The following is a 22431-nucleotide window of genomic DNA, read 5'->3' as shown; positions in this document are numbered from 1 at the left end:
GTGGCAGACGGAATAGGACTCTCGGTCGGTGCCAGCGCCTTGCGGGCGGTGGCGGTGGGTCGGTCGGCGGTGACGCGCACCCCGGTCCTGACGCGCTTTCCGCACCGGCCTCCCGAGGTCGGCGTGCCCAGTGAGAACCCCAACCTCACCGAGCGCGGGCTGATCATCACCGACTACGTCGACCGGGTCGGCGACCCGGTCGCCATCGTGGCGTCCGACGGCTCCTCGCACCGCGCGGAGACCCTGCTCGCCGAGTCGCTGAGGTCGCTGCTGACGGCGATGACGGGCGGTCGCCCGCCGGTCGAACCGGTCGGGGTCACCCACCCGGCGCACTGGAGCCCGGCTGCCGTCGAGGCGTTGCGCCGCGAGTTGGACGGCATGACGCTGGGCTCGGATGCGGCCGCCGCGCTCACCGCGCTGCGGGACGACCCCGGGGTGCCGAGCCGAGGCGTCGTCGCGTTGTGCGACGTCGGCGGCACCGGCACCAGCATCACCCTGGCCGACGCCGCCAACGGATGTGCGCCGATCGGCCCGACGGTGCGCCATCCCGACTTCTGCGGCGACCTCGTCGACCAGGCGCTGCTGACCCGCGTCATCGGTGACCTGTCGTCCTCCGGGGCGGTCGACCTGTCGTCGACGTCGGCGCTGGGCAACCTCAACCGGTTGCGCGGCAAGTGCCGCACCGCCAAGGAACGCCTGTCGACGGCGTCGGCGGCGGCGGTCGCGGTCGACCTGCCGGGTCGGCAGTCCGAGGTGCGGATCACCCGCGCCGAACTCGACGAGACGATCCGGGAGCCGCTCGCAGGACTACTCGACGCGGTCCAGGACACGCTGCAGCGCAACGGAATTCGCTCCGGCGATCTGGTCGCGGTGGCCACGGTCGGCGGCGGTGCGCTGATCCCGGTCGTCGTCACGTCGCTGTCGGAACGGCTTCGGGTGCCCGTGATCACCTCGCCCCGACCCGAGCTTGCCGCCGCGATCGGCGGCGGCCTCGCCGCAGCCCGCGGCTTAGTGCCCGACGGCGCGACGGCGATGGCGCCCGCTGCTGCGGTCGCCCCCTTGCCTCCCGTCGAGCAGGCCGCGTCGGCGTCCTCGACGTTCCGCGCGCTGGCCTGGTCGGATGCCGACGACCTTCCCGAACCAGCACCGGTGACCGAGATTCCCGAGGCCGAGTACGTCGACCCGCGACCACCGATGGCCTTCGTCGACGACGACGATGACGAGGCGCGCGCCGCCGCCGTGCCGTGGTACCGCCGGCCGACCGGGATCATCGCCGCCGCCGTCGTCGCGGCACTGCTGGCCGTCGGTGCCGCGCTCTGGCTGTTCCTCCGGGGCGAGGACGCGCCGTCGCAGACGCCGGCAACCACCACGCAAGCCCCACCGCCGAGTTCCGAGGCTCCGGCCCCGTCGACGGAGGCGCCGGCGCCCGTCGAGCAGGCACCGGAGCAGACCGTCTACCAACAGGCGCCGCCGCCGGCGGTCACGGTGACCCAGACCCAGGAGCAACCACCGGCCTCCCAGGCCCCACCGCCGTCGACCACGACTGACGCGCCGCCCCCACCCACCACGACCGAGGCGCCGCCGCCGACGACCACCCAGCCGCCGCAGACCACGGCGACCACCCAGTCCCCGGTCGTCCCGACGCTGCCGTATCAGACCATCCCCGGTCTGCCCTTCGTTCCGTCACCGTTCCAACCGCAGCAGCCCTAGGCTCGGAGCCATGACTGCTGCGTTGCCCCGCCCCGACGGCTTGCTCTTCAACCCCCGCACCTACGACCCGGCGGAGTTCGACACCGAGACGCGCCGCCTGCTGCGCGCCACGATCGACTTCTTCGAGGGTCAGGGCAAGAAACGCATCCTCGACGACGACCTCCGGGCGCAGTGGCCCGCCGACTTCGTCGACTTCGTCAAGCGGGAGAAGCTGTTCGCGACGTTCCTGACGCCGTCGGAGTTCGCCGACGGCAACCCCGACAAGCGATGGGACGGGGCGCGCAACGCGGCGCTCGCCGAGATCCTCGGTTTCTACGGGCTGACCTACTGGTACACCGAGCAGGTCACGATCCTCGGCCTGGGACCGGTGTGGCAGAGCGAGAACAAGGACGCCAAGCTGCGTGCCGCCGACGATCTGGAGGCGGGGGAGGTGATGGCGTTCGGACTCTCCGAACGCGAGCACGGCGCCGACGTCTACAGCACCGACATGGTGCTCACCCCGGCGAGCGAGGAAGACCAGGCCGACGGCATCCTCTACCGCGCGTCGGGGGAGAAGTACTACATCGGCAACGGCAACGTCGCGAGCCTGGTGTCGGTGTTCGGGCGCCGCGGTGACGTCGAGGGCCAGGACGGGTACGTGTTCTTCGCCGCCGACAGCCGCCACGAGGGCTACCACCTGATCGACAACGTCGTGCACATGCAGATCTACGTCAGCACGTTCCGCCTGGAGAACTACCCGGTGCGCGCCGAGGACGTCCTGCACACCGGCGTGGAGGCCTTCGCGGCGGCGCTGAACACCGTCAACGTGGGAAAGTTCAACCTGTGCTCGTCGTCGATCGGCATGTGCGAGCACGCCTTCTACGAGGCGATCACCCACGCCAACAACAGGATTCTCTACGGCAACCCGGTCACCGACTTCGGTCACGTGCGCGCCAACTTCGTCGACGCCTACGCACGGATGATCGCCATGAAGGCCTTCAGCCGACGGGCCGTCGACTACTTCCGCAGCGCGAGCCTGGAGGATCGGCGCTACCTGCTGTTCAACCCGATGACCAAGGCCAAGGTCACCATGGAGGGCGAGACGGTGATCCGGGCCCTGCACGACGTCGTCGCCGCCAAGGGCTACGAGAAGAACACGATGTTTCGGGAGGTCGCCCAGCTCATCGGTTGCCTGCCGCGGCTGGAGGGCACGGTCCACGTCAACGTGGGTCTGGTGCTGAAGTTCATGCCGAACTTCATGCTCAACCCCAAGAAATATCCCCCGATTCCGACGCGCAACGACGCGACCGACGACACGTTCTTCTGGCAACAGGGGCCCACCCGCGGCGCCGGCGCCATTCAGTTCGCCGACTGGACCCCGACCTACGAACAGCACGCGCACGTGCCCAACGTCGGCGTCTTCTACGAACAGGCGCAGGCGTTTCGGGACATGCTCCTGACGGCCGCGCCGGACGCCGAACAGGCCAGGGACCTCGACTTCATGTTGAACGTCGGGCACCTGTTCTCGCTGATCGTGTACGGCCAGTTGATCCTGGAGCAGGCTGCGCTGACCGGACTGGACGACGACCTCGTCGATCAGATCTTCGGCTTTCAGGTCGACGACTTCAACGCCTATGCCATTGCCCTGCAAGGCAAGCCGACCTCCACCGCCGCGCAGCAGGCGTGGGCGCTGGGTGCGGTCCGCAAGCCGGCGCCCGACGCCGAGCGGTTCGACCGCGTGTGGGAGCGGGTGAAGGCCTACGACGGCGCGTACGAGATGACGCCCTGATAGTCAGGAGTGCAGGCGCCGCTGCTTCTCGATGACGACGGCCGCCAGCGGGATGCGCACCTCGGCGGGTGCGGCCGCGAGCCGCTGGGCGACGCCCGTGCAGAGGTGGTCGACGAAGTCGGAGCGGCGCTCGGCGGGCAGGGTGGCGGCCATCGTCGGAAAGGCGGTTCCGCGCAGGAACTCCGACCACGAGGCGCCGAACTCGCCTGCCTTCTTGTCCTTTCGATACCGATCCCAGAACCTGTCGTCACCACCGAACACCTCGAGATGCCGCACGGAGAGCTTCTCGAAGGTGCCCGACGGGGCGAACGGGGCCAGGAAGTCCTGCGCGCGGCGTCCGGCGATCGGGATCGACATGGCCGAGGACTCGTCGTCGCTCAGCACCGCGCGACCGACCAGTTCGGCGAGCGTGTCGGAGATCGCGTCGAGCAGCGGCCGGTAACCGAAGTCGCCGTCGTCGTCGATGGCCATCGTCATCACCACGAGGCGCCCGCCCGGGCTGAGCTCGCGACCGCGGAACGCGACGAATTCGTGCCAGTCCCGGGCGGCTTGGCGCTCATAGGCGGCGCGAACCTCGCCGTCGCGGCTGTGAGCGACCAGCAGGTGGTCGGGGATCGGGGTGGGCGTGCGCGACAGCCACTGCGTCGACCACGCCGACCAGGCCAGATTTACGCTGTTGGACGGGATGATCTGGCCGTAGAACGAGCGTCCGACCGCCGAGGCGAAGCATGCCCGGTCCTTCTTGAGGTAGGTGTCGGGATCCTCGCCGAGGGTGCGGAAGAGCTCGCTGAAGTCGTTGTCGGGCACGTCGGTGTGGGTCACCAGGATCGAGTGCTCGGGCCGGGTCCGCTTGCGCAGCACGGAGATCGCCGCGCCGACGGGCACCAGCGAGTTGTGTCCGGTCGCCGCTCCGTAGTCGGCGATCACGATGGGCCGCGGCGACGGAGGAAGCGGAACCTCGGCGGCCGCCTCCTCGAAAAGAGTTGTCGCCCGGCGCAATCCGGCCGCCTGCAGGCGTGAGGCGGCCGTGTAGGAGGCGCTGTTCATCGGTACCGGGCGCACTACCGCACTCGATTCGGGCATACCGAGAACGGTAACCCCTCCGCCGCGTCGGCGTGCAAGACTGCCAACCATGAGGAGCTCGACGGGCCCGCGGATCCTGACCGTCGTCGCCGCGGTGACGATGGTGCTGACCGGAGTCGGATTCCTCGCGGCGCTGATGCTCAACGCCTTCGTCCTCGACGAGTACGACGCCTACGGCGAGGTGCCCATCCCCGGGTCCAGCCGTCTGGACTTGCCCGCCGGTGAGGTGACGGTGACCTTTCACACCGTGCTCGTCGGCGGCGGTGGCAACGGATTGCCCGTACCGCCGCTGACGTACCGGATCACCGGACCCGACGGCAGCGACGTCCAACTCGCCGAAGACTACGGCGGGACGACGACGGTCAACAACGACGCACGGGTGCGAATCGGGTATCTGCACCTGCCGGTGGCCGGTACCTACGACGTCGAGTTGGGCGGTAACGTCAGCGCCTACCTCGACCCGTCGCTGGCCTTTGGTCACGGCAGCCCGTTTGGCAGTCTGCCCTGGATCCTGGCGGCGGTCTTCGGTCTCGCCGTCGTCGCCCTGGTCGTCGCGCGCATCTGGGCCGCCAGGGTCGGACGCCGCGCCGTCGACGCACCGGGCTGGTCGGCAGGCGACCCGTCACCACCGCCGATCCGGGCGGTCCCGAGCTACGCGTCCTCCGACGACGCCATCCGGGCGCAGACCCTGGAAACCCTTGCCCGCCTGCGTGCCTCGGGTGCGCTGACCGAGGACGAGTACGCCGCCGAGAAGAAGCGGGTGCTCGACGGCCCCTAGCGGCGCCGACTAACTCCCGCGCGTGACCCACTCGTCGTAGTTCACCAATTCGTCGCCGACGATCGTGGTGTCGCCGTGCCCGGTGTAGACCACCGTGTCGGCCGGCAGCTTGCCGAGGCGTTCGGAGATCGACGACAGGATCGTGGGAAAGTCGGAGTAGGACCGCCCAGTCGCGCCCGGGCCACCGTTGAACAGGGTGTCACCGCTGAACACCGCGCCCAGGTCGGGCGCGTACCAGCACACCGAGCCTGGTGAGTGCCCCGGGGTGTGCAAGGCGCGCAGTTCGACCGAGCCCGCGCGTAGGCGCGTCCCATCCTCGACACCGCGAAAGTCCTCGTCCGGGTGCGTCATTCGCCACAGGACGTCATCGGCCGGGTGCAGCAGGACGGGCGCGTCGAGGGTCTTGCCGAGTTCGGGGGCGACGGTCACGTGGTCGTTGTGACCGTGGGTGCAGACCACGGCCACCACGTTGCGGCCCGCGACGGCGTCGACGATCGGCCCGGCCTCGTGGGCGGCGTCGAACACGATGACGTCGGACTCGTCACCGACGATCCAGATGTTGTTGTCGACGTCCCAGCTGCCGCCGTCGAGTTCGAACGTGCCGCTGGTGACCAGGCGCTCGATGTTGCTCACAGGATGACCACCGAACGCAGGACCTCGCCGGCGTGCATCTTGTGGAAGGCGTCCTCGATTCCGTCGAGGCCGATGCGTTCGGAGACGAACTTCTCCAACGGCAGCCGGCCCTGGCGGTACAGGCTGATCAGGGTGGGGAAGTCGCGCTCGGGCAGGCAGTCGCCGTACCAGGACGACTTCAACGAGCCTCCGCGAGAGAAGAAGTCGACCAGCGGCATCTCCAGCGTCATGTCCGGGGTGGGCACGCCGACCAGCACGACGGTGCCGGCCAGGTCGCGAGCGTAGAACGCCTGCTTCCAGGTCTCCGGGCGGCCCACCGCGTCGATGACGACGTCGGCGCCGTTGCCGCCGGTGAGGTCCTGGATGGTCTCCACGACGTCGAACTCTCTGGCGTTGATCGTGTGGGTGGCGCCGAATTCGCGCGCCCAGTCGAGCTTCTTGTCGTCGGTGTCGACGGCGATGACCATCTTGGCGCCGACCAGAGCGGCCCCGGCGATCGCGGCGTCACCCACGCCGCCACATCCGATCACCGCGACCGTGTCGTCGCGGTTGACGTTGCCGGTGTTGATCGCCGCGCCGATGCCGGCCATCACGCCGCAGCCGATCAGGCCGGCGACGGCGGGGTCGGCCTCGGGGTCGACCTTGGTGCACTGTCCCTCGTGGACGAGGGTCTTGTCGGCGAACGCCCCGATGCCCAGGGCGGGGGTGAGCTCGGTGCCGTCGGTCAGGGTCATCTTCTGCGCGGCGTTGTGGGTGTCGAAGCAGTACTGCGGGCGACCTCGCTTGCACGCCCGGCACTGCCCGCACACCGCGCGCCAGTTGAGGACCACGAAGTCGCCGACCTCGACGTTGGTGACGCCCTCGCCGATCGACTCCACGGTGCCGGCGGCCTCGTGGCCGAGCAGGAAGGGGTACTCGTCGTTGATGCCGCCCTCGCGGTAGGTCAGGTCGGTGTGGCACACCCCGCAGGCGATGACGTCGACCACGACCTCACCGGGTCCGGGATCCGGGATCACGATGTCGACCAATTCGACTGGTTGCTTCTTCGATCGAGAGATGACACCGCGCACCGTCTGACTCATGCGTACAACTTAGCGGCCGCAGTGGGAAGCTCGACCAGTGATTCCCGCTCTGTTCCTGTCCCACGGTGCGCCGCCCCTCGTCGACGACGAGAGGTGGGTGTCGCAGTTGGTCGAATGGTCGGCGCAGCTGCCGAGGCCCGAGGCCATCCTGGTGGTCTCCGCCCACTGGGAGGCCGCGCCGCTGACGATCGGGTCGACGACCGCCAAGACGCCACTCACGTACGACTTTTGGGGCTTTCCGCAGCGCTACTACGACGTGACCTACGACGCGCCCGGCGCCCCCGACGTCGCGCGCCGGGTGGAGGCGCTGATGCCCGACGGGGAGACCGTCGCACACGACCCGAACCGCCGACTCGACCACGGCGCGTACGTCCCGCTGACGGTGATGTACCCCGAAGCCGACATTCCGGTCCTGCAGATGTCGATGCCCACCCTCGATCCGCAACGGCTGCTCGAACTCGGTGCCCGGCTGCGTCCGCTGCGCGAGGAGGGCGTGCTGGTCATCGGTTCCGGCTTCACCACCCACGGCTTGCCGTTCCTGACCGACCGCACGCCGAACGCCGTCGCGCCAGGATGGTCGAGGGAGTTCGACGACTGGGCGGCCGAACGGTTCGCCGCCGGTGACCTCGACGCGCTGCTGGACTTCCAGGCCAAGGCGCCGGGCATGCCGTACGCCCATCCGACCGTCGAGCACTTCGCGCCGCTGTTCGTCGCGCTGGGTGCCTCGGCGGATCCGGAGCAGATTCCGACGCAGGTCGTCGACGGCTTCTGGATGGGTTTGGCGAAGCGCTCGCTGCAGTTGGTCTGATCGGTATGTTGGGGCGCATCGACGCACGACGATTGCCTCAACTCGCCGGTGACCAGATGTTCGTCACCGACGGGGGTCTCGAGACCGATCTGATGTTCCACTCTCGCTTCGACCTGCCGTGCTTCGCGGCGTTCCCCCTGCTGGAGTGTCCCGAGACCCGCGAGGTGCTGCGCCGGTATTACGCGGGTTACCTCGACGTCGCCCGACGTCACGGAGCCGGTTTCGTCGTCGAGGCGCCGACGTGGCGGGCGAATCCGGATTGGGCTGCGCGCCTTGGATTCTCAGTGGTCCAGCTCGACGACCTCAACCGGCGCGCGATCGAGCTCGCCGAGGAGGTCCGAGCCTCGGCGACCGCCGACGGGATCACCGCCGTGGTCAGCGGCTGCGTCGGGCCCCGGGAACGGACGATGACCGCCGCCGAGGCGCAGGACTACCACGCCCCGCAGATCGCGTCCTTCGCCGCGACCACCGCGGATCTGGTCACCGCCGTCACGATCAACGACGCGGCGGAGGCCGTCGGCATCGTCCGGGCGGCCGCGGACGCCGACGTCCCCGTGGCGGTGTCGTTCACGGTGGAGACCGACGGGCGGCTCGCGACGGGGCAGTCCTTGCGCGAGGCCGTCGAACGGGTCGACGCCGACACGGACTCGGGGGCGGCCTACTTCATGGTCAACTGCGCCCACCCGACGCATCTGACGGGCACCTTCGACGACGAGGGGCCGTGGTTGCAGCGGATGGTCGGACTGCGGCTGAACGCCTCGACGCGCAATCATGCCGAATTGGACGAGGCCGACGACCTCGACGAGGGCGACCCGGACGACTTCGGCGCGGGCACCGCGGCCCTGCGCGAGCGCCTGCCCGCGGCCACGGTGTTCGGTGGGTGCTGCGGCACCGACGTGCGTCACGTGGCGGCGGTCTGGCGTCGGCTGGCCCCGAACTAGGCTCCCAACTCGTGTCTGCCCTCGACGCCCTCTCCGACTGGCCGGTCCCCAACGCCGCCGCGGCGGTGGTCGGCCCGGGCGGTGTCGTGGCCCAGCACGGCGACGTCGACCGCGCCTTCGGCCTCGCCTCGGTGACCAAGCTGCTCGTCGCCCGCGCCGCCCAGGTGGCGGTGGAGGAGGGCGTCGTCGACCTCGACACCCCGGCCGGCCCGCCCGGCTCGACCGTGCGGCATCTGCTCGCGCACACCTCGGGACTGGCGATGCGCTCGGCCGACGTGATCGCCGAACCCGGTACCCGGCGCATCTACTCCAACGAGGGCTTCGGGGTGCTCGCGGCGATGCTGGAGGGGGCGTCCGACATCCCGTTCGAGCGCTACCTGGCCGAGGCCGTCTTCGAGCCGCTGGGGATGGGTACGTCGGCGTTGGAGGGTGGCGCCGCGGCCGCGGGCTTCGGGGGGCGGTCGTCGGTGGCCGACCTGGCCCGCTTCGCCGCCGAGCTGCTGCGTCCGACGCTGGTCTCGGAGCAGATGCACGCCGACGCCGTGGCCGTGCAGTTCCCCGACCTGTCGGGCGTCTTGCCGGGGTACGGCGTCCAGCGTCCCAACGACTGGGGGCTGGGCTTCGAGCTGCGCGACGGCAAGTCGCCCCACTGGACCGGCGCGTCCAACGATCCCGCGACGTTCGGACACTTCGGCCAATCGGGCACGTTCCTGTGGGTGGATCCGGCCGCCGACCTGGCCCTCGTGGTGCTGACCGACCGCGACTTCGGAGACTGGTCTCTGCCGCTGTGGCCGGCCATCTCTGATGGAGTACTGAGAGAATCCGGGCCACACTAGCGCAACACCTGCCTCACAGGGCACAATAGACACGCACGAATCAACTGCCTCTTCTTGGAGCTCAGCAGGTCGTCGGGGAAGACGTCCCTATTGAGCCGAAGGAGCAGATGATGCGTGCGTCGAACCAGTTCGCCGACACGGCCACCGGTGTGGTGTACGTCCACGCCTCGCCCGCGGCGGTATGTCCACACGTGGAGTGGGCGCTTTCGTCGACCCTGTCGGCGAGGGCGAACCTCAAGTGGACGCCGCAGCCGGCGATGCCTGGGCAGCTCCGTGCCGTCACCAACTGGGTAGGTCCCGTGGGTACGGGGGCTGCCCTGGCCAATGCGCTGCGGTCGTGGTCGGTGCTTCGCTTCGAGGTCACCGAGGACCCCAGCGAGGGCGTCGACGGGCACCGCTGGTGCCATACCCCGCAGCTTGGGCTGTGGAGCGGCGTGATGAGCGCCAACGGTGACGTGATGGTCGGCGAGATGCGGCTGCGCGGCCTGATGGCCTCCGGCGCCGACGCCATGGCCGCCGAGATGGACACCGTGCTGGGCACCGCATGGGACGAGGCGCTCGAGGAGTTCCGCGGCGGCGGGGACACCGGCGAGGTCACCTGGCTCAACCGCGGGGTCGGCTAACCGCTCGCGGGACGGCTCACGCCGCGAGGCATGACTGGCGGCGGCGTCCTCCGGCGTGTCGTCGCCACGGCCTATGTCTCGCGAGGGCTCACGGCGCCGGACGCAGGATCCTCAGCGCGCCGGGCACCGCCGACACCTCCACCGGCAGCGGGCACACGTACTCGCCGTCGGCGTAGGCGTTGATGCCCGCGCACTCGACGGTGATCGTCGTCGCCCGGGCCGTGCGCACCTGGTCGAGCGCGACGTGGGTGCCCTTGAACACGGTGGGGAACAGCCGGATCAGCTTGGCCCGTGACGCCGACTGCACCATGGTCACGTCCAGCTTGCCGTCGGCGTGGTCGGCGTCCGGGCAGATCAACATGCCGCCGCCGTAGCTTCGCGTGTTGCCGAACGCCGCCAGGGTCAGGTCGGTGACCAGTTCCTCGCCGTCGAAGGTCAGCCGGAACGGCAGCAGCCGAAGCTGCGAGATCTCGGCCAGCATCGCCAGGTTGTAGCGCATCCTGCCGTGCGGCCAGGTCATCCGGTTGGTTCGGTCGGTCACCAGCGAGTCGAAACCGGCGGCCATCACGGTGCCGAACCAGCGCTGAGTGCCGTCGGCGCCGACGATGCGGCCCAGGTCGACGGTCTCGACGATGCCGTCGACCACGACGTCGGCCGCCCCCTCCGGGTCCTTGGTGGGGATGGCGAACTCGCGGGCATGGTCGTTGCCGGTGCCGGCCGGGATGATGCCCAGCGGAATGTCGTTGCCCGCCAGTACCTGCAGGGCCAGTGAGACGATGCCGTCACCGCCCACCACGACGAGGGCGTCCATGCCGCGCTCCAGCGCCCCCTCGACCAGTCGCCGCGCGTGGTCGGCGTCGGTGCCAGCGATCGCCACCACGTCCAGGCCGCGACGGTGCAACTGGGCGACGGCCCGCTCGGCGGCATGGGTGGCGCCGCCATGACCCGACGCCGGGTTGGTCAAGACGGTCACGCGGCCGACCGTCACGGAATCAGCTTGCCCGGGTTGAGGATTCCGGCGGGATCGAGCACCGCCTTCACCGCGCGCAGGACGTCGACCCCGAGGTCGCCGATCTCCTCGCGCATCCAGGGCCGGTGGTCGGCGCCCACGGCGTGATGATGGGTGATCGTCGCCCCGCAGCGCACCATGGCCTCCGATGCCGCGGTCTTGGCCGCGCGCCACTGCTCGATCGGATTGCCGCGCTGCCCCGCCACGACGGTGAAGTACAGCGAGGCGCCGGTCGGGTACACGTGGGAAATGTGGCACAGCACCAGCGCGGGGGTGCCCGCTTCGGCCAGCGTGGTCGTCAGGGCGTCGGTCACGGCGGTTCTCGTGGCGGCCAGGTTCGACCAGGTGGTCGCCGTCTCCAGCGTCTCGCACAGCGCCCCGGCCGCCAACAGCGAATCCCGCAGGTACGGTGCGCCGAAGCGACCGTGCTCCCACGCCGTGGCGGGACCCTCGCCAAGGCTGGTGCCGCCGTGCGCGGCGAGCACCGCCCGCGTCTCGGCGTGCCGGCTCTCGGTGTGGGCGGAGGTGCCCTCGAAGGCGGTGATCGCCAGACATCCGCCGGTGACGCTGGTTTCGCCGATGGTCTCGGTGGTGGCGAGGTTGACGCCGGTCTCGGCCTCGTCGGACAGTCGGATGACGGTGGGCCCGGTGCCGTTCTGCGCGACGGCGCGCAATGCCGCTGCGCCCGTGCCGAAGTCGGGAAAGGACCACGCCTCGTAGCGAGTGGTCTCGGGCACGGGGTGCACCCGAACACGCACCCGACTGATGACGCCGAAGACGCCCTCGGAGCCGAGCATCAGCTGTCGCAGGTCGGGTCCGGCGGCGGAGGCGGGGGCGCGGCCGAGGTCGAGTACGCCGGCCGGAGTCACCACGCGCAGGCCGCGGACCATGTCGTCGAACCGGCCGTAGCCGGCGGAGTCCTGCCCCGACGAGCGCGTCGCGGCGAACCCGCCGATGGTGGCGAACTGGAAGCTCTGCGGGTAGTGGCCGAGCGAGAACCGTTGGGCGCCAAGCAGTCTCTCGGCGTCGGGTCCGGTGACCCCGGCGCCGAGTTCGGCCTCGCCGGACACCTCGTCGAGGCCGTGCAACGCGTCGAGCCTGCGCAGGTCGACCGACACGACGGCCTTGAAGTCGCCCCGGTCGGGGTCCAGTCCGCCGACCACGCTGGTGCCACCGCCGAAGGGGACGACGGCGATGCTGCTCCGGGAGCAGTGCGCGAGAACCGCGGCGATCTCGGCTTCGTCGGCAGGCAGCAGCACGGCGTCGGGCGCGTCCTGCACTCCGGCGCCGTTGCGCCGCAACAGGTCCAGCGTGGACTTGCCGCCGGCTCGTAGAAGCCGGGCGTGGTCGTCGGTGACGCAGTGCTCCTCACCGACGATCGCGACGAGCGCCTCGCGGTCGCCGTCGGACAGAGCCGACGGACGCACGGGCACCCGGTCGGCGTCGGGTTCGGCGGCCGGGTCGGCACTGATCCCGAGGGCCTGTACGAGCAGGGTGCGGATGCCGTCGGACAGCGGCTTGGCCGCCGCGGGGTCGCCCCAGGCGTTCCACTTCATCGGCGGCGTGGACTGGTCGTGCGGTCGCGTCATGCGTTACAGTATTACAGATCATGTCAATTAGTAACGAGGAACGTCCGGCCTCGATCGAGGACCGCATCCTCGACGCGGCCGCCGACAGTGTCCTGGCCTTCGGCGTCGACCGAGTGACTCTGGCCGAGATCGCCCGCCGCGCGACCATCAGCCGGCCGACGGTCTACCGCCGGTTCCCCGACACGCGGTCCATCCTCGCCGCGCTGCTCACCGCCCGTATCACCCGGGCGCTGGACGCCGTGCCCAGCGCGGGCGTCGGACGCGCCCCGCTGGTCGACCGCGTCGTCGGCGTCGCCCAGCTGATCCGCCGCGACGACGTCGTCATGTCGGTCCTTCGGCAAGACCCGGACCTGGCGATGTCGTACCTGTCCGAACGGCTCGGCACCAGCCAGCAGATGCTCCTGGACACCGTGGCGGGGGAGATCGAAGCGGCCCAGGACGAGGGCAGCGTGCGGTCGGGCGAGGTCCGGCAGCTCGCGGTGATGTGCCTGCTCATCACGCAGTCGACGATCCTCGCCGCACAGATGGTCGAGGCCATCCTGCCCGCCGACGACCTGGCCATTCAGCTGACTCTCGCCTTGAACGGATACCTCGCGCCATGACGACCCACACCCCGTCGACGGCCCTGAACGCCGCCCGCCGCACCGCGGACCTGACCGCCCTCGGCGACGGCGCCCGGGTCGACGTCGTCGTCATCGGCGGCGGCATCACCGGTGTCGGCATCGCGCTCGACGCAGCCTCCCGCGGACTGTCGGTCGTCCTGGCCGAGAAGCACGACCTGGCCTTCGGCACCAGCCGTTGGAGTTCGAAGCTGGTCCACGGCGGGTTGCGGTACCTCGCGACCGGCAACGTGGGCATCGCCCGTCGCAGCGCCGTCGAACGCGGAATCCTGATGACGCGCATCGCTCCTCACCTCGTCACCGCGATGCCCCAGCTGGTGCCGCTGCTCCCGTCGATGAGCGGCGCCTCCCGGGCACTGGTCAGGGTGGGGTTCGCCGCCGGCGACGGTCTGCGCAAGCTGGCGGGCACGCCCGCGTCGACCCTGCCGCGGTCGAGCCGGGTGGACGCCGCGCGGGCCGTCGACCTGGTGCCGACGGTGCGCCGCGACGGCCTCGACGGCGCCTTCCTCGCCTACGACGGCCAACTCGTCGACGACGCCCGCCTGGTGGTCGCCGTCGCCCGCACCGCGGCGCAGCACGGCGCCCGCATCCTCACCCGAGTCGCGGCCTCCGAGGCGACCGGCACCTCGGTGCGCTTGACCGACCAGCTCACCGGCGAGTCCGTCGACGTGACCGCCCGCGCGGTGCTCAACGCCTCCGGCGTCTGGGCCGGCGACGTCGACCCCTCGATCACGCTGCGACCCAGTCGCGGTACGCACCTGGTGTTCGACGCGGCTGCCTTCGGTAATCCCACTGCCGCACTGACGGTTCCGATCCCGGGTGCGACCAACCGGTTCATCTTCGCGATGCCCGAGCAGCTCGGACGGGTGTACCTCGGTCTCACCGACGAGGAGGCGCCCGGACCCATTCCCGACGTTCCGGAACCCACCCCGGCCGAGGTGTCCTTCCTGCTGGACACCGTCAACACCGCGCTCGCCGTGGCGTTGGGACCCGAGGACGTCGTCGGCGCCTACGCCGGGTTGCGGCCACTGATCGAATCAACGGGCCCTGATCGGAGGGCAGGAGCGAAGCGACCCGGGAAAGTGGTGAGCACCGCGGACGTGTCGCGCGAACACGCCGTCGTGGAGTCGGCCACCGGCGTGCTCAGCGTGATCGGCGGCAAGCTCACCGAGTACCGCTACATGGCCCAGGACGTGGTGGACCGCGCCGTGCGGTCGCGCCACCTCGAGGCCGGGCCCTGCCGGACCGCCGACCTGCCACTGGTCGGCGCGCCCGCCAACCCGGGGGCGGCGCCGCGGCCGTCGATGGGACTGCCGCCGTCACTCGTCGCCCGCTACGGGGCCGAGGCGCCCAACGTGATGGCTCAGGCCACGTGCGACCGGCCCGGCGCGGCGGTGGCCGACGGAATCGACGTCACCCGAGCAGAATTCGAGTACGCGCGCACCCACGAGGGGGCACTGTCGGTCGACGACGTGCTCGACCGGCGCACCCGAATCGGGCTGGTGGCCGCCGACCGGGCCAAGGCTCTCGACGCCGCGGTGGAACTGCTCGGCTGAACGCGCCGATGAGTTTCGGGGCCGCCCGGTGTCCCAATCACCATGAGACGACTGATCACGAATACGTTCCTGACCCTCGACGGCGTCATGCAGGCCCCCGGCGGACCCGAGGAGGACGCCGACGGCGCCTTCGCCCTCGGCGGCTGGTCGGTGAACTTCTGGGACGACCACATGAACCAGGTGATGGGCGAGACCATGGGGGTGCCCTTCGACCTGGTGTTGGGCCGACGCACCTACGACATCTTCGCCGCGCACTGGCCGCGGGTGGGTGACGAGGAGGGCGGCAAGCCCCTCAACGAGGCCGGGAAATACGTCGCCTCGCGGCAGCGCCCCACCCTGGACTGGCAGAACTCGCAACTGCTCGACCACGACGTGCCCGCGGCGGTCGCGGCGCTGAAGGCCACCGACGGTCCCGAGTTGCAGGTGCACGGCAGCGGCGACCTGCTGCAGACGCTGATGCGCCACGACCTGATCGACGAGTACCGGCTGTGGGTGTTCCCCGTGGTGGTCGGCACCGGCAAGCGGCTGTTCGCCGACGGCGTGGTGCCCGGGAAGTTGGAGCTGGTCGACAGCTCGGTCTCCACGACCGGCGTGGTGATCGGCACCTACCGTCCGGCAGGTGCCCTCACCGTCGGTTCCTTTGCGCTGGAATGACTTACAGCGGGATGTTCTTGTGGCGGCCGCGACGGGCCGGAGCCTCGGCCAGCGCCTGGGTGAGCACGCTGCGGGTGTGCGGGGGATCGATCTTGGCGTCGACGACACCAATCTCGATGGCGCTGTCCACGCCGCCCGCGATGCGCTCGTGCTCGGCCGCGAGCTGCTCGTGCAGGGCCTCACGGTCCTCGGGCGCGGCGGCGGCCAGCGTGCGCTTGTGCAGGATGCCGACGGCGGGCTTGGCGCCCATGACGGCGACTTCGGCGTTGGGCCATGCGAAGACCTTCGTCGCGCCGAGCGAACGCGAGTTCATCGCGATGTAGGCCCCGCCATAGATCTTTCGCGTCACCAGCGTGACGCGCGGGACGGTGGCCTCACCGAAGGCGTGCAGCAGCTTCGCGCCGCGGCGCACGACGCCACCCCACTCCTGGTCGACGCCGGGAAGGTAGCCGGGCACGTCGACGATGACGACGATCGGGATGCCGAACGCGTCGCAGAGCCGCACGAAACGTGCTGCCTTCTCGGCGCTCTCGGAGTTCAGGCAGCCGCCGAGGCGCAGGGGGTTGTTGGCGAGCACGCCGACGCTGCGTCCGGCCAGGCGGCCCAGGCCGACGACCATCGACGGCGCCCACTTGGACTGGAACTCGTCGAAGGGCACGTCCTCGTCGAGCAGCGCCGAGATCAGCGGGTGTACGTCGTAGGCGCGTCGGGCCGAGTCGGGCAGTAGGGCGCGCAGGTCGGAGTCTCCGGCCTCGGCCTTGGAGCGGTCGAAGTGACCCTGCTGGCAGAACAGCCCGATCAGTCGGCGGCCGCGCTCGTAGGAGTCGGCTTCGTCGTCGGCGACGATGTGGCAGACGCCGGACTTCTTGTGGTGGGTGTCCGGGCCGCCGAGGGAGGCCATGTCGACGTCCTCGCCGGTGACGCTGCGCACGATGTCGGGTCCGGTGACGAACACGCGGCCCTCCGGCGCCATGATGACGACGTCGGTGAGAGCAGGCCCGTAAGCCGCTCCGCCAGCGGCGAATCCGACGACGATGGAGATCTGGGGGATGTACCCCGACGCACGGATCATGGCCTCGAAGACCAGTCCGACGGCGTGCAGGGCCTTGACGCCCTCGGCCAGGCGAGCACCACCGGAGTGCCAGATGCCGATGATCGGGGCCTGCTCGTCGATGGCGGTGTCGTAGGCGTCGACGATGTGGGCGCATCCGTCGACGCCCATCGCGCCGCCCATCACGGTGCCGTCGGTGCAGAACGCGATGGTGCGCACGCCGTTGACGGTGCCGGCGGCGGCGAGCACGCCCGAGCGGTCACGCTCGTGGAGCAGCTCGACACTGCCCTCGTCGAAGAAGGTACGCAGACGCAGCAGGGGGTCGCGTGGGTCGACGGTCTCGTTCGCGTCGGTCGCCTTGTCGGGGGTGGTGATCGTCATCTCGTTCTCCTAGGTCTCAGTACTTCCCGAAGGCGATCGCGACGTTGTGCCCGCCGAATCCGAATGAGTTGTTGATTGCGTACTCGTAGGTGCCCCGGCGCGGTTCGCCGGCGACCACGTCGAGGTCGATCTCTGGATCGAGGGTGTCCAGGTTCAAGGTGGGCGGGACGACTCCGTCCCGCAGGGCCAGCACGGTGAGGATGGACTCCACCGCACCGGTCGCGCCCACGGAATGGCCCAGCGCCGACTTCGGCGCGTAGACCGCTGGGCGATTGCCGCCCAGCGCGTTGTTGATGGCCTTGCCCTCGGCGACGTCGCCGACCTGTGTGCCCGTCGCATGGGCGTTCACGTGGTCGATGTCGCCCGGTTGCAGGCCCGCGAGCTGAATCGCTCGCGAAATGGCTTGTCCCGCACGGTCACCCGTCGGATCGGGGGCCACGATGTGGTAGCCGTCGGAGGTGATTCCGGCGCCCATGAGCCGCGCGACGATGTTGGCGCCACGCGCCTTGGCGTGCTCCTCGGTCTCTATCACCATCAGGCCGGCGCCCTCGCCGAAGACGAAGCCGTTGCGGTTCTTGTCGAAGGGCTTGCAGGCCCCGGCCGGGTCGTCGTTGGTGGTGGACAACACGATTCGCATCTGCGCGAATCCCGCGATCGGCACCGCTTCGATCCGGGTCTCGACGCCACCGCAGATGGCGACGTCGGCGTTGCCGAGGACGATGCTGCGCCACGCGTTGGCGATGCCCTCGCTGCCGGAGGCGCACGCCGACGTCGGGGTGATGACGCCCGCCTTGGCTCCACGGTCGAGGGCGACCGCGGCGGCGGGGGAGTTGGGGACGTACTTCTGCACGGCCAACGGGTCGACCGCCGAGATGCCCTTCTCCCGCATCCCGTCGTAGGCGTACAGCAACTCCTCGATGCTGCCCGTGCCGGTGCCCACGGACACCATCAGACGCCGGACGTCGACGTCGGGAGAGCCTGCGTTCTCCCAGACTCGGCGACCGACGACGACGGCCATCTTCTGCAGATAGGACAGTCGGTCGAGTTCCTCGGGTGCCAGCTCGCTCTCGAAGTCCTCGAGCAGGTGCCCGCCGATGCGCACCGGAAGGTCGTACAGGTCGATGAAGTAGTCATCCAGCGTGCGGATGCCACTCTCACCGTTCTGCAGACGCTTCCAGGTGCCTTCGGTGTCGGTCGCCAATGCGGTCGTCATCGCAAATCCGGTGACGACCACATTGGGGAGACCGCTCCCCGTGCTGAGACGGGTCAACTCTGCCAATCCTCTCCGTGCCCAGGGTGCTTAGTAGCGCCCAAAGGCCAGGGCGACATTGTGTCCACCAAACCCGAACGAGTTGTTGATGGCGTACTGGTAGTCGCCGTATCGAGGCTCACCCGCGACGACATCGAGATCGATCTCGGGGTCGGGCGTCTCGTAGTTCAGCGTCGGCGGGATGACGCCGTCGCGCAGCGCCAGCACCGTCAGGATCGACTCCAGGGCGCCGACGGCGCCGATGGAGTGGCCCAGCGCCGACTTGGGGGCGTACACCGCGGCGTGCTCCACCCCGGCGTTGCGGATGGCGTTGGCCTCGGCCACGTCACCGATCGACGTGGACGTGGCGTGCGCGTTGACGTGGTTGACGTCCGACGCCGAGAGCCCCGCCGTCTCCATCGCCCGCTTCATCGCGTGCCCGGCCCGAAGACCGTCTGCCGCCGGAGCGACCATGTGGAAGGCGTCCGACGAGATGCCGGCACCCATCAACCGCGCCAACGGCTTGGCACCGCGAGCCAGCGCGTGCTCCTCGGTCTCGATGATCATCATCGCGCCGGCCTCGCCGAAGACGAAGCCGTCCCGATTCTTGTCGAACGGACGCGAGGCCGCCTCGGGATCGTCGTTGCGGGTCGACATCGCGCGCATCATCGAGAACGCCGCGATCGGCAGCGCCTCGATCATGCCCTCGACGCCACCGCAGACGGCGAAGTCCGCGTCACCCATGACGATCTGCCGCCATGCGTGGGCGATGGCCTCCGACCCTGACGAACATGCCGACACCGGCGTGATGACGCCGGCGCGGGCCCCGAGTTCGAGGCCCACCACCGCGGCCGCACCGTTGGGCATGATCATCTGAACGGCGAGTGGGGACACCTTGCGGGGTCCACCCTCGTTCATCGCGTCGTAGGTCTCGACGATCTTCTCGCCGCCGCCCAGCCCGGTGCCGATCACGACCGTGAAACGGTCGGGATCGACCTCGGGCTTTCCTGCGGACTCCCACAGGCGGTTTCCGACGTACTTCGACATCCGCTGCACGTAGGACATGCGACGCAGTTCGAGCCGCGTCATCAGTGGATCGAGGGGCTCCGCGAGGTGCCCGCCGATCTTGACCTGCAGATCCCACTTGTCGACGAACGGGTCGTCGAGGACGCGGATGCCACTTTCTCCTGCCAGCAAGCCCTTCCACGTGCTCTCGATGTCCGGAGCAATAGAAGTAGTCGCCTCGACGGCAGTCACCACCACGCTGGGGAAACCGCCGTTAGCAGTGGAAGGACGGGTCACGAGGTGAACTTGTCGCGCAGTGCTGCGGCGGCCTCGGGGTTCTCTTCCTCGAGCTTCTGGATGTAGGCGACGACGTCACCGACGGTGCGCAGGCCGGCGAGGTCCTCGTCGGGGATCTTCACGCCGTACTTGTCCTCGGTCTGCACGGCGATCTCGACCATCGAGAGCGAGTCGATGTCCAGGTCGTCGACGAAGGACTTCTCCGGGGTGACCTCGGAGGGCTCGATGCCGGTCACTTCTTCGATGATCTCTGCGAGACCCGAGATGATTTCTTCCTGGCTGGCGGCCACGATGGCTCCTTCTATTCTGTGTGTTTCTCGGTGCGCCGACGCTCCCCGATGGAGTGTCGACATGAGCTTTCTGGCTTAGAGCTCGGTGAGCCCGTCCAGGTCTGCGGGGGTCTTGACGGCGTACGTCGGTACTCCCCGAAGTTCTCGTTTGGCGATGCCCACCAGCGTCCCCGCGGGCGGGAACTCGATGACGGCGGCGACCTCGCGCTGGCGGATGGTCTCGGTGCACAGGTCCCAACGCACCGGCCGGGTGAGCTGGGCGACCAGCTTGGTCATGGCGTCCGCTGCCGAGGTCACCGGCTTGCCGTCGGCGTTGGACAGCAGGCTGGCGGTGGGGTCGGTCGCGGTGACCGCGTCGGCGGCGGCGGAGTAGCCGTCCAGCGCCGAGGCCATGAAGTGCGTGTGGAAGGCACCTGCGGTGGCGAGCTTGCGCACGCGGGCCTTGGCGGGCGGATCCTCGACCAGCTTGTCGAGCGCGGAGACGGCGCCCGCGGCGACGATCTGTCCGGCGGCGTTGCGGTTGGCGGGCACCAGGTCGAGTGCCTCGAGGCGGGCGAGCACCTCGGCCTCGTCACCTCCGAGCACCGCGGCCATGCCGGTCGGCTCGACGGCGCAAGCCTTCGCCATCTCGGAGCCGCGGGTGGCGGCGAGACGGACGGCGTCGTCGGCGGAGAGAACCCCGGCGACGGCGTAGGCCGCGATCTCACCGACGGAGTGACCGGCGACCACGAGCTCTGCGTCGGAGAACAGGCCACGCGCCACGACTTCCTGGTGCGCCAGCAGCGTGGCCGCCACGACGAGGGGCTGGGTGACCGACGTGTCGGTGATCTCCTCGGCGGTGGCGGTCGTGCCGAGCCGCGCCAGGTCGAGTTGAATGGCCTCCGACCACGACGCGATGCGCTCGTCGGCGCCGGGCAGTTCCAGCCACGGCGCGAGCATGCCGGGAGTCTGCGATCCCTGACCGGGCGCAAGCAGCGCAAGCGTGGGTGTTTGGGGCACGGATTAAGAGAACACTGTGAAAGCGGTTTCGCGCGGTGTAAGAGAATATGAACATAGTCTTATGTTTTTGTGGGGAACCTACAAAACGGCATGTGATGGGACGTCAACGAGATCGGATTGCGACCGTCTATCCGGAAAACGACGCAATGTCACGTTCGGTCCGGGGTGTCGGCTGGGCCACCGGGGTCTTTACCGTGCTGGCGTGCGTGGTCTGCCGACCGAGCCGGCCGACGGTGGTCGCCACCCGCAGAACGTAGGCGTCGCGGGGCAGCATCGGATCACGACCCGTGAAGTCGGCGATGCGTTTGAGGCGGTACCGAACGGTGTTTGGATGAACGAACAATTTGCGTGCACAGGCCTCGATCGCACCCCCGGAATCGAGATAGGCGTCCAGCGTCTCCGTCAGCGCCGGCCCGGCCTCGGCGAGGGGCCGCATGACGTCGGAGTCCAGCGCGGCGATCGCCGACGGATCGCCCAGCAGCGCCCGCTCGGGCAGCAGCTCGCGCGCCGACACCGGCCGCGGTGCGCCGCTCCACCCGGCGACGGCGTTCATGCCCGCGATGGCCTCCGCGGCGCTGTAGTGGGCCGCCACCAACGAGGCTGCGAACGGTCCGATGACCACCGGCGCGTCGGCGAATACGCCGAGCAGTTCACCGAGGAATTTGTCGGTGGGCGTCAGATGGCCCGAGACGATCGCCACCAGCCACGTGCCGTGCACGTCTGACAGCGCCGCCCGTCCGTTGCGGGTGACGATCTCGTGGACGTCCTCGCTGGCGAACTCGGCGCGACCCGGCTGCGGGAACCCGACGAGCACGGTCGCGGGCGCGGTGGCGTCCCAGTTGAGGGCGGCGGCCTGGGACTGCAGCTGCGGCCCGACCTCACCGCGGACCACCGCGTCGACGACGTTGGCCTCCATCCGGGTGTCCCACGCGCCGCGCGCCTCCGCCGCGTCGGCGTAGCCGGACGCGGCGGCGAACGCGAGGTTGCGGCTGTAGCGCAGGATGCCGACGGTCAGCGCCGTGGTCTGGTCCTCGTTGCGGCCCAGCAGGGGCACGGCCTCCTCGAAGTGCTCCATCGTCACCCGGACCATGTCGACGGTCTGGCGCAGGGCGATCCGTCGCGTCAGTTCCTGGGGAACCAGCGCGAACGCCTCGGCGGTGTAGCCCACGTCGCCGCGCGGGTTGCGCATCCACTCGGCGAAGTTGACCAACGCCGTCTGCACGACCAACTGGACGCTGGCGCGCTGTGAGGCCTCCAGATCGGCGAAGAAGGAGAGTCGGTCGCCCATCACGTGGACCGCCTCGGTGGCGAGGTGGCCCGAGTACTGCTTGATGCGACGGACGAGCGACTCGGGAACGGAGTCCAGCAATTCCAGTGGTGAAGCCGGGGAATCTTCGACCCTCTTGTCAACCATCCCTAAAAGATACGCCCGCCTTCTAGCGGAAACCTACAATCGCCGACGCACCCCA

Annotated in this window: 21 protein-coding genes; 10 read left to right on the top strand and 11 right to left on the bottom strand. The window is 69.7% G+C overall.

Annotation, left to right across the window (positions count from 1 at the left end):
- Together ABZ195_RS10060 and ABZ195_RS10055 are read left to right on the top strand one after the other, a co-directional pair.
- Positions 1-1710, top strand: coding sequence for an Hsp70 family protein (locus ABZ195_RS10060; RefSeq protein WP_355217208.1), 1710 nt, complete (start codon positions 1-3; stop codon positions 1708-1710).
- A 10-nt stretch (positions 1711-1720) separates the two neighbouring features.
- The gene (locus ABZ195_RS10055) at positions 1721-3478 is read left to right on the top strand and encodes an acyl-CoA dehydrogenase family protein (RefSeq protein WP_355217206.1); all 1758 of its coding nucleotides are present in this window, start codon (positions 1721-1723) and stop codon (positions 3476-3478) included.
- A gap of 3 nt (positions 3479-3481) precedes the next feature.
- On the opposite strand, the gene ABZ195_RS10050 is transcribed toward ABZ195_RS10055, so the two are convergent.
- Complete coding sequence (locus ABZ195_RS10050) at positions 3482-4561, bottom strand: SAM-dependent methyltransferase (RefSeq protein WP_355217205.1); 1080 nt, start codon at positions 4559-4561, stop codon at positions 3482-3484.
- A 49-nt stretch (positions 4562-4610) separates the two neighbouring features.
- Between ABZ195_RS10050 and ABZ195_RS10045 the strand changes: the two genes are divergently transcribed.
- Positions 4611-5339: an SHOCT domain-containing protein gene (locus ABZ195_RS10045; protein ID WP_355217204.1), complete on the top strand. Its 729-nt coding sequence runs from the start codon at positions 4611-4613 to the stop codon at positions 5337-5339.
- 9 nt (positions 5340-5348) lie between these two features.
- Here ABZ195_RS10045 and ABZ195_RS10040 read toward each other — a convergent pair whose 3' ends face one another.
- Both ABZ195_RS10040 and ABZ195_RS10035 read right to left on the bottom strand, forming a co-directional pair.
- Positions 5349-5972, bottom strand: a complete 624-nt coding sequence (locus ABZ195_RS10040) for an MBL fold metallo-hydrolase (protein WP_355217202.1) — start codon at positions 5970-5972, stop codon at positions 5349-5351.
- Complete coding sequence (locus ABZ195_RS10035; RefSeq protein WP_355217201.1) at positions 5969-7054, bottom strand: S-(hydroxymethyl)mycothiol dehydrogenase; 1086 nt, start codon at positions 7052-7054, stop codon at positions 5969-5971. The genes ABZ195_RS10040 and ABZ195_RS10035 overlap by 4 nt, the downstream gene beginning before the upstream one ends.
- A 40-nt stretch (positions 7055-7094) precedes the next feature.
- Between ABZ195_RS10035 and ABZ195_RS10030 the strand changes: the two genes are divergently transcribed.
- The 4 genes from ABZ195_RS10030 to ABZ195_RS10015 all read left to right on the top strand — a co-directional run bounded on the left by ABZ195_RS10030 (position 7095) and on the right by ABZ195_RS10015 (position 10262).
- On the top strand, positions 7095-7862 hold the full coding sequence (locus tag ABZ195_RS10030) for a class III extradiol ring-cleavage dioxygenase (protein WP_355217852.1): 768 nt from the start codon (positions 7095-7097) through the stop codon (positions 7860-7862).
- A 5-nt stretch (positions 7863-7867) separates the two neighbouring features.
- Positions 7868-8803, top strand: a complete 936-nt coding sequence (locus ABZ195_RS10025; RefSeq protein WP_355217199.1) for a homocysteine S-methyltransferase family protein — start codon at positions 7868-7870, stop codon at positions 8801-8803.
- A gap of 11 nt (positions 8804-8814) precedes the next feature.
- On the top strand, positions 8815-9639 hold the full coding sequence (locus ABZ195_RS10020) for a serine hydrolase domain-containing protein (RefSeq protein WP_355217198.1): 825 nt from the start codon (positions 8815-8817) through the stop codon (positions 9637-9639).
- Positions 9640-9749: 110 nt separating this feature from the next.
- Positions 9750-10262 (top strand): DUF3145 domain-containing protein, encoded by a 513-nt coding sequence (locus tag ABZ195_RS10015; RefSeq protein WP_263998797.1) that lies wholly within the window; start codon positions 9750-9752, stop codon positions 10260-10262.
- Positions 10263-10350: 88 nt separating this feature from the next.
- On the opposite strand, the gene ABZ195_RS10010 is transcribed toward ABZ195_RS10015, so the two are convergent.
- Positions 10351-11235, bottom strand: a complete 885-nt coding sequence (locus tag ABZ195_RS10010; protein ID WP_355217196.1) for a diacylglycerol kinase — start codon at positions 11233-11235, stop codon at positions 10351-10353.
- An 11-nt stretch (positions 11236-11246) separates the two neighbouring features.
- A complete protein-coding gene (locus ABZ195_RS10005; RefSeq protein ID WP_355217850.1) occupies positions 11247-12827 on the bottom strand; it encodes an FAD-binding oxidoreductase in 1581 nt (526 codons plus the stop codon).
- A 50-nt stretch (positions 12828-12877) separates the two neighbouring features.
- On the opposite strand from ABZ195_RS10005, the gene ABZ195_RS10000 reads away from it, so the two are divergent.
- The 3 genes from ABZ195_RS10000 to ABZ195_RS09990 are packed head-to-tail and all read left to right on the top strand — an operon-like array spanning position 12878 to position 15690.
- A complete protein-coding gene (locus ABZ195_RS10000) occupies positions 12878-13462 on the top strand; it encodes a TetR/AcrR family transcriptional regulator (protein ID WP_355217848.1) in 585 nt (194 codons plus the stop codon).
- Positions 13459-15036: a glycerol-3-phosphate dehydrogenase/oxidase gene (locus ABZ195_RS09995; RefSeq protein ID WP_355217194.1), complete on the top strand. Its 1578-nt coding sequence runs from the start codon at positions 13459-13461 to the stop codon at positions 15034-15036. Before ABZ195_RS10000 ends, ABZ195_RS09995 begins: the two co-directional genes overlap by 4 nt.
- Before the next feature lie 42 nt (positions 15037-15078).
- Positions 15079-15690, top strand: a complete 612-nt coding sequence (locus tag ABZ195_RS09990; protein WP_355217192.1) for a dihydrofolate reductase family protein — start codon at positions 15079-15081, stop codon at positions 15688-15690.
- A gap of 1 nt (position 15691) precedes the next feature.
- Here ABZ195_RS09990 and ABZ195_RS09985 read toward each other — a convergent pair whose 3' ends face one another.
- The 6 genes from ABZ195_RS09985 to ABZ195_RS09960 form a co-directional block, all read right to left on the bottom strand.
- Positions 15692-17122, bottom strand: coding sequence for an acyl-CoA carboxylase subunit beta (locus ABZ195_RS09985; RefSeq protein WP_355217191.1), 1431 nt, complete (start codon positions 17120-17122; stop codon positions 15692-15694).
- 16 nt (positions 17123-17138) lie between these two features.
- Positions 17139-18401: a KasA/KasB family beta-ketoacyl-ACP synthase gene (locus tag ABZ195_RS09980; RefSeq protein ID WP_355217189.1), complete on the bottom strand. Its 1263-nt coding sequence runs from the start codon at positions 18399-18401 to the stop codon at positions 17139-17141.
- Between the two features lie 21 nt (positions 18402-18422).
- Positions 18423-19673: a 3-oxoacyl-ACP synthase KasA gene (gene kasA / locus ABZ195_RS09975; RefSeq protein WP_355217187.1), complete on the bottom strand. Its 1251-nt coding sequence runs from the start codon at positions 19671-19673 to the stop codon at positions 18423-18425.
- Positions 19670-19963 (bottom strand): meromycolate extension acyl carrier protein AcpM, encoded by a 294-nt coding sequence (gene acpM / locus ABZ195_RS09970; RefSeq protein WP_149483639.1) that lies wholly within the window; start codon positions 19961-19963, stop codon positions 19670-19672. Before acpM ends, kasA begins: the two co-directional genes overlap by 4 nt.
- Positions 19964-20038: 75 nt before the next feature.
- A complete protein-coding gene (locus ABZ195_RS09965) occupies positions 20039-20962 on the bottom strand; it encodes an ACP S-malonyltransferase (protein WP_355217186.1) in 924 nt (307 codons plus the stop codon).
- Between the two features lie 127 nt (positions 20963-21089).
- The gene (locus tag ABZ195_RS09960; protein WP_355217184.1) at positions 21090-22376 is read right to left on the bottom strand and encodes a PucR family transcriptional regulator; all 1287 of its coding nucleotides are present in this window, start codon (positions 22374-22376) and stop codon (positions 21090-21092) included.
- Positions 22377-22431 lie beyond the last annotated feature (55 nt).

Source organism: Mycobacterium sp. NPDC006124, from assembly GCF_040614235.1.
Classification (GTDB): Bacteria; Actinomycetota; Actinomycetes; order Mycobacteriales; family Mycobacteriaceae; genus Mycobacterium.
Note: the sequence above shows the minus strand (reverse complement) of the source record. Positions and strands in the feature narration are given on the sequence as shown.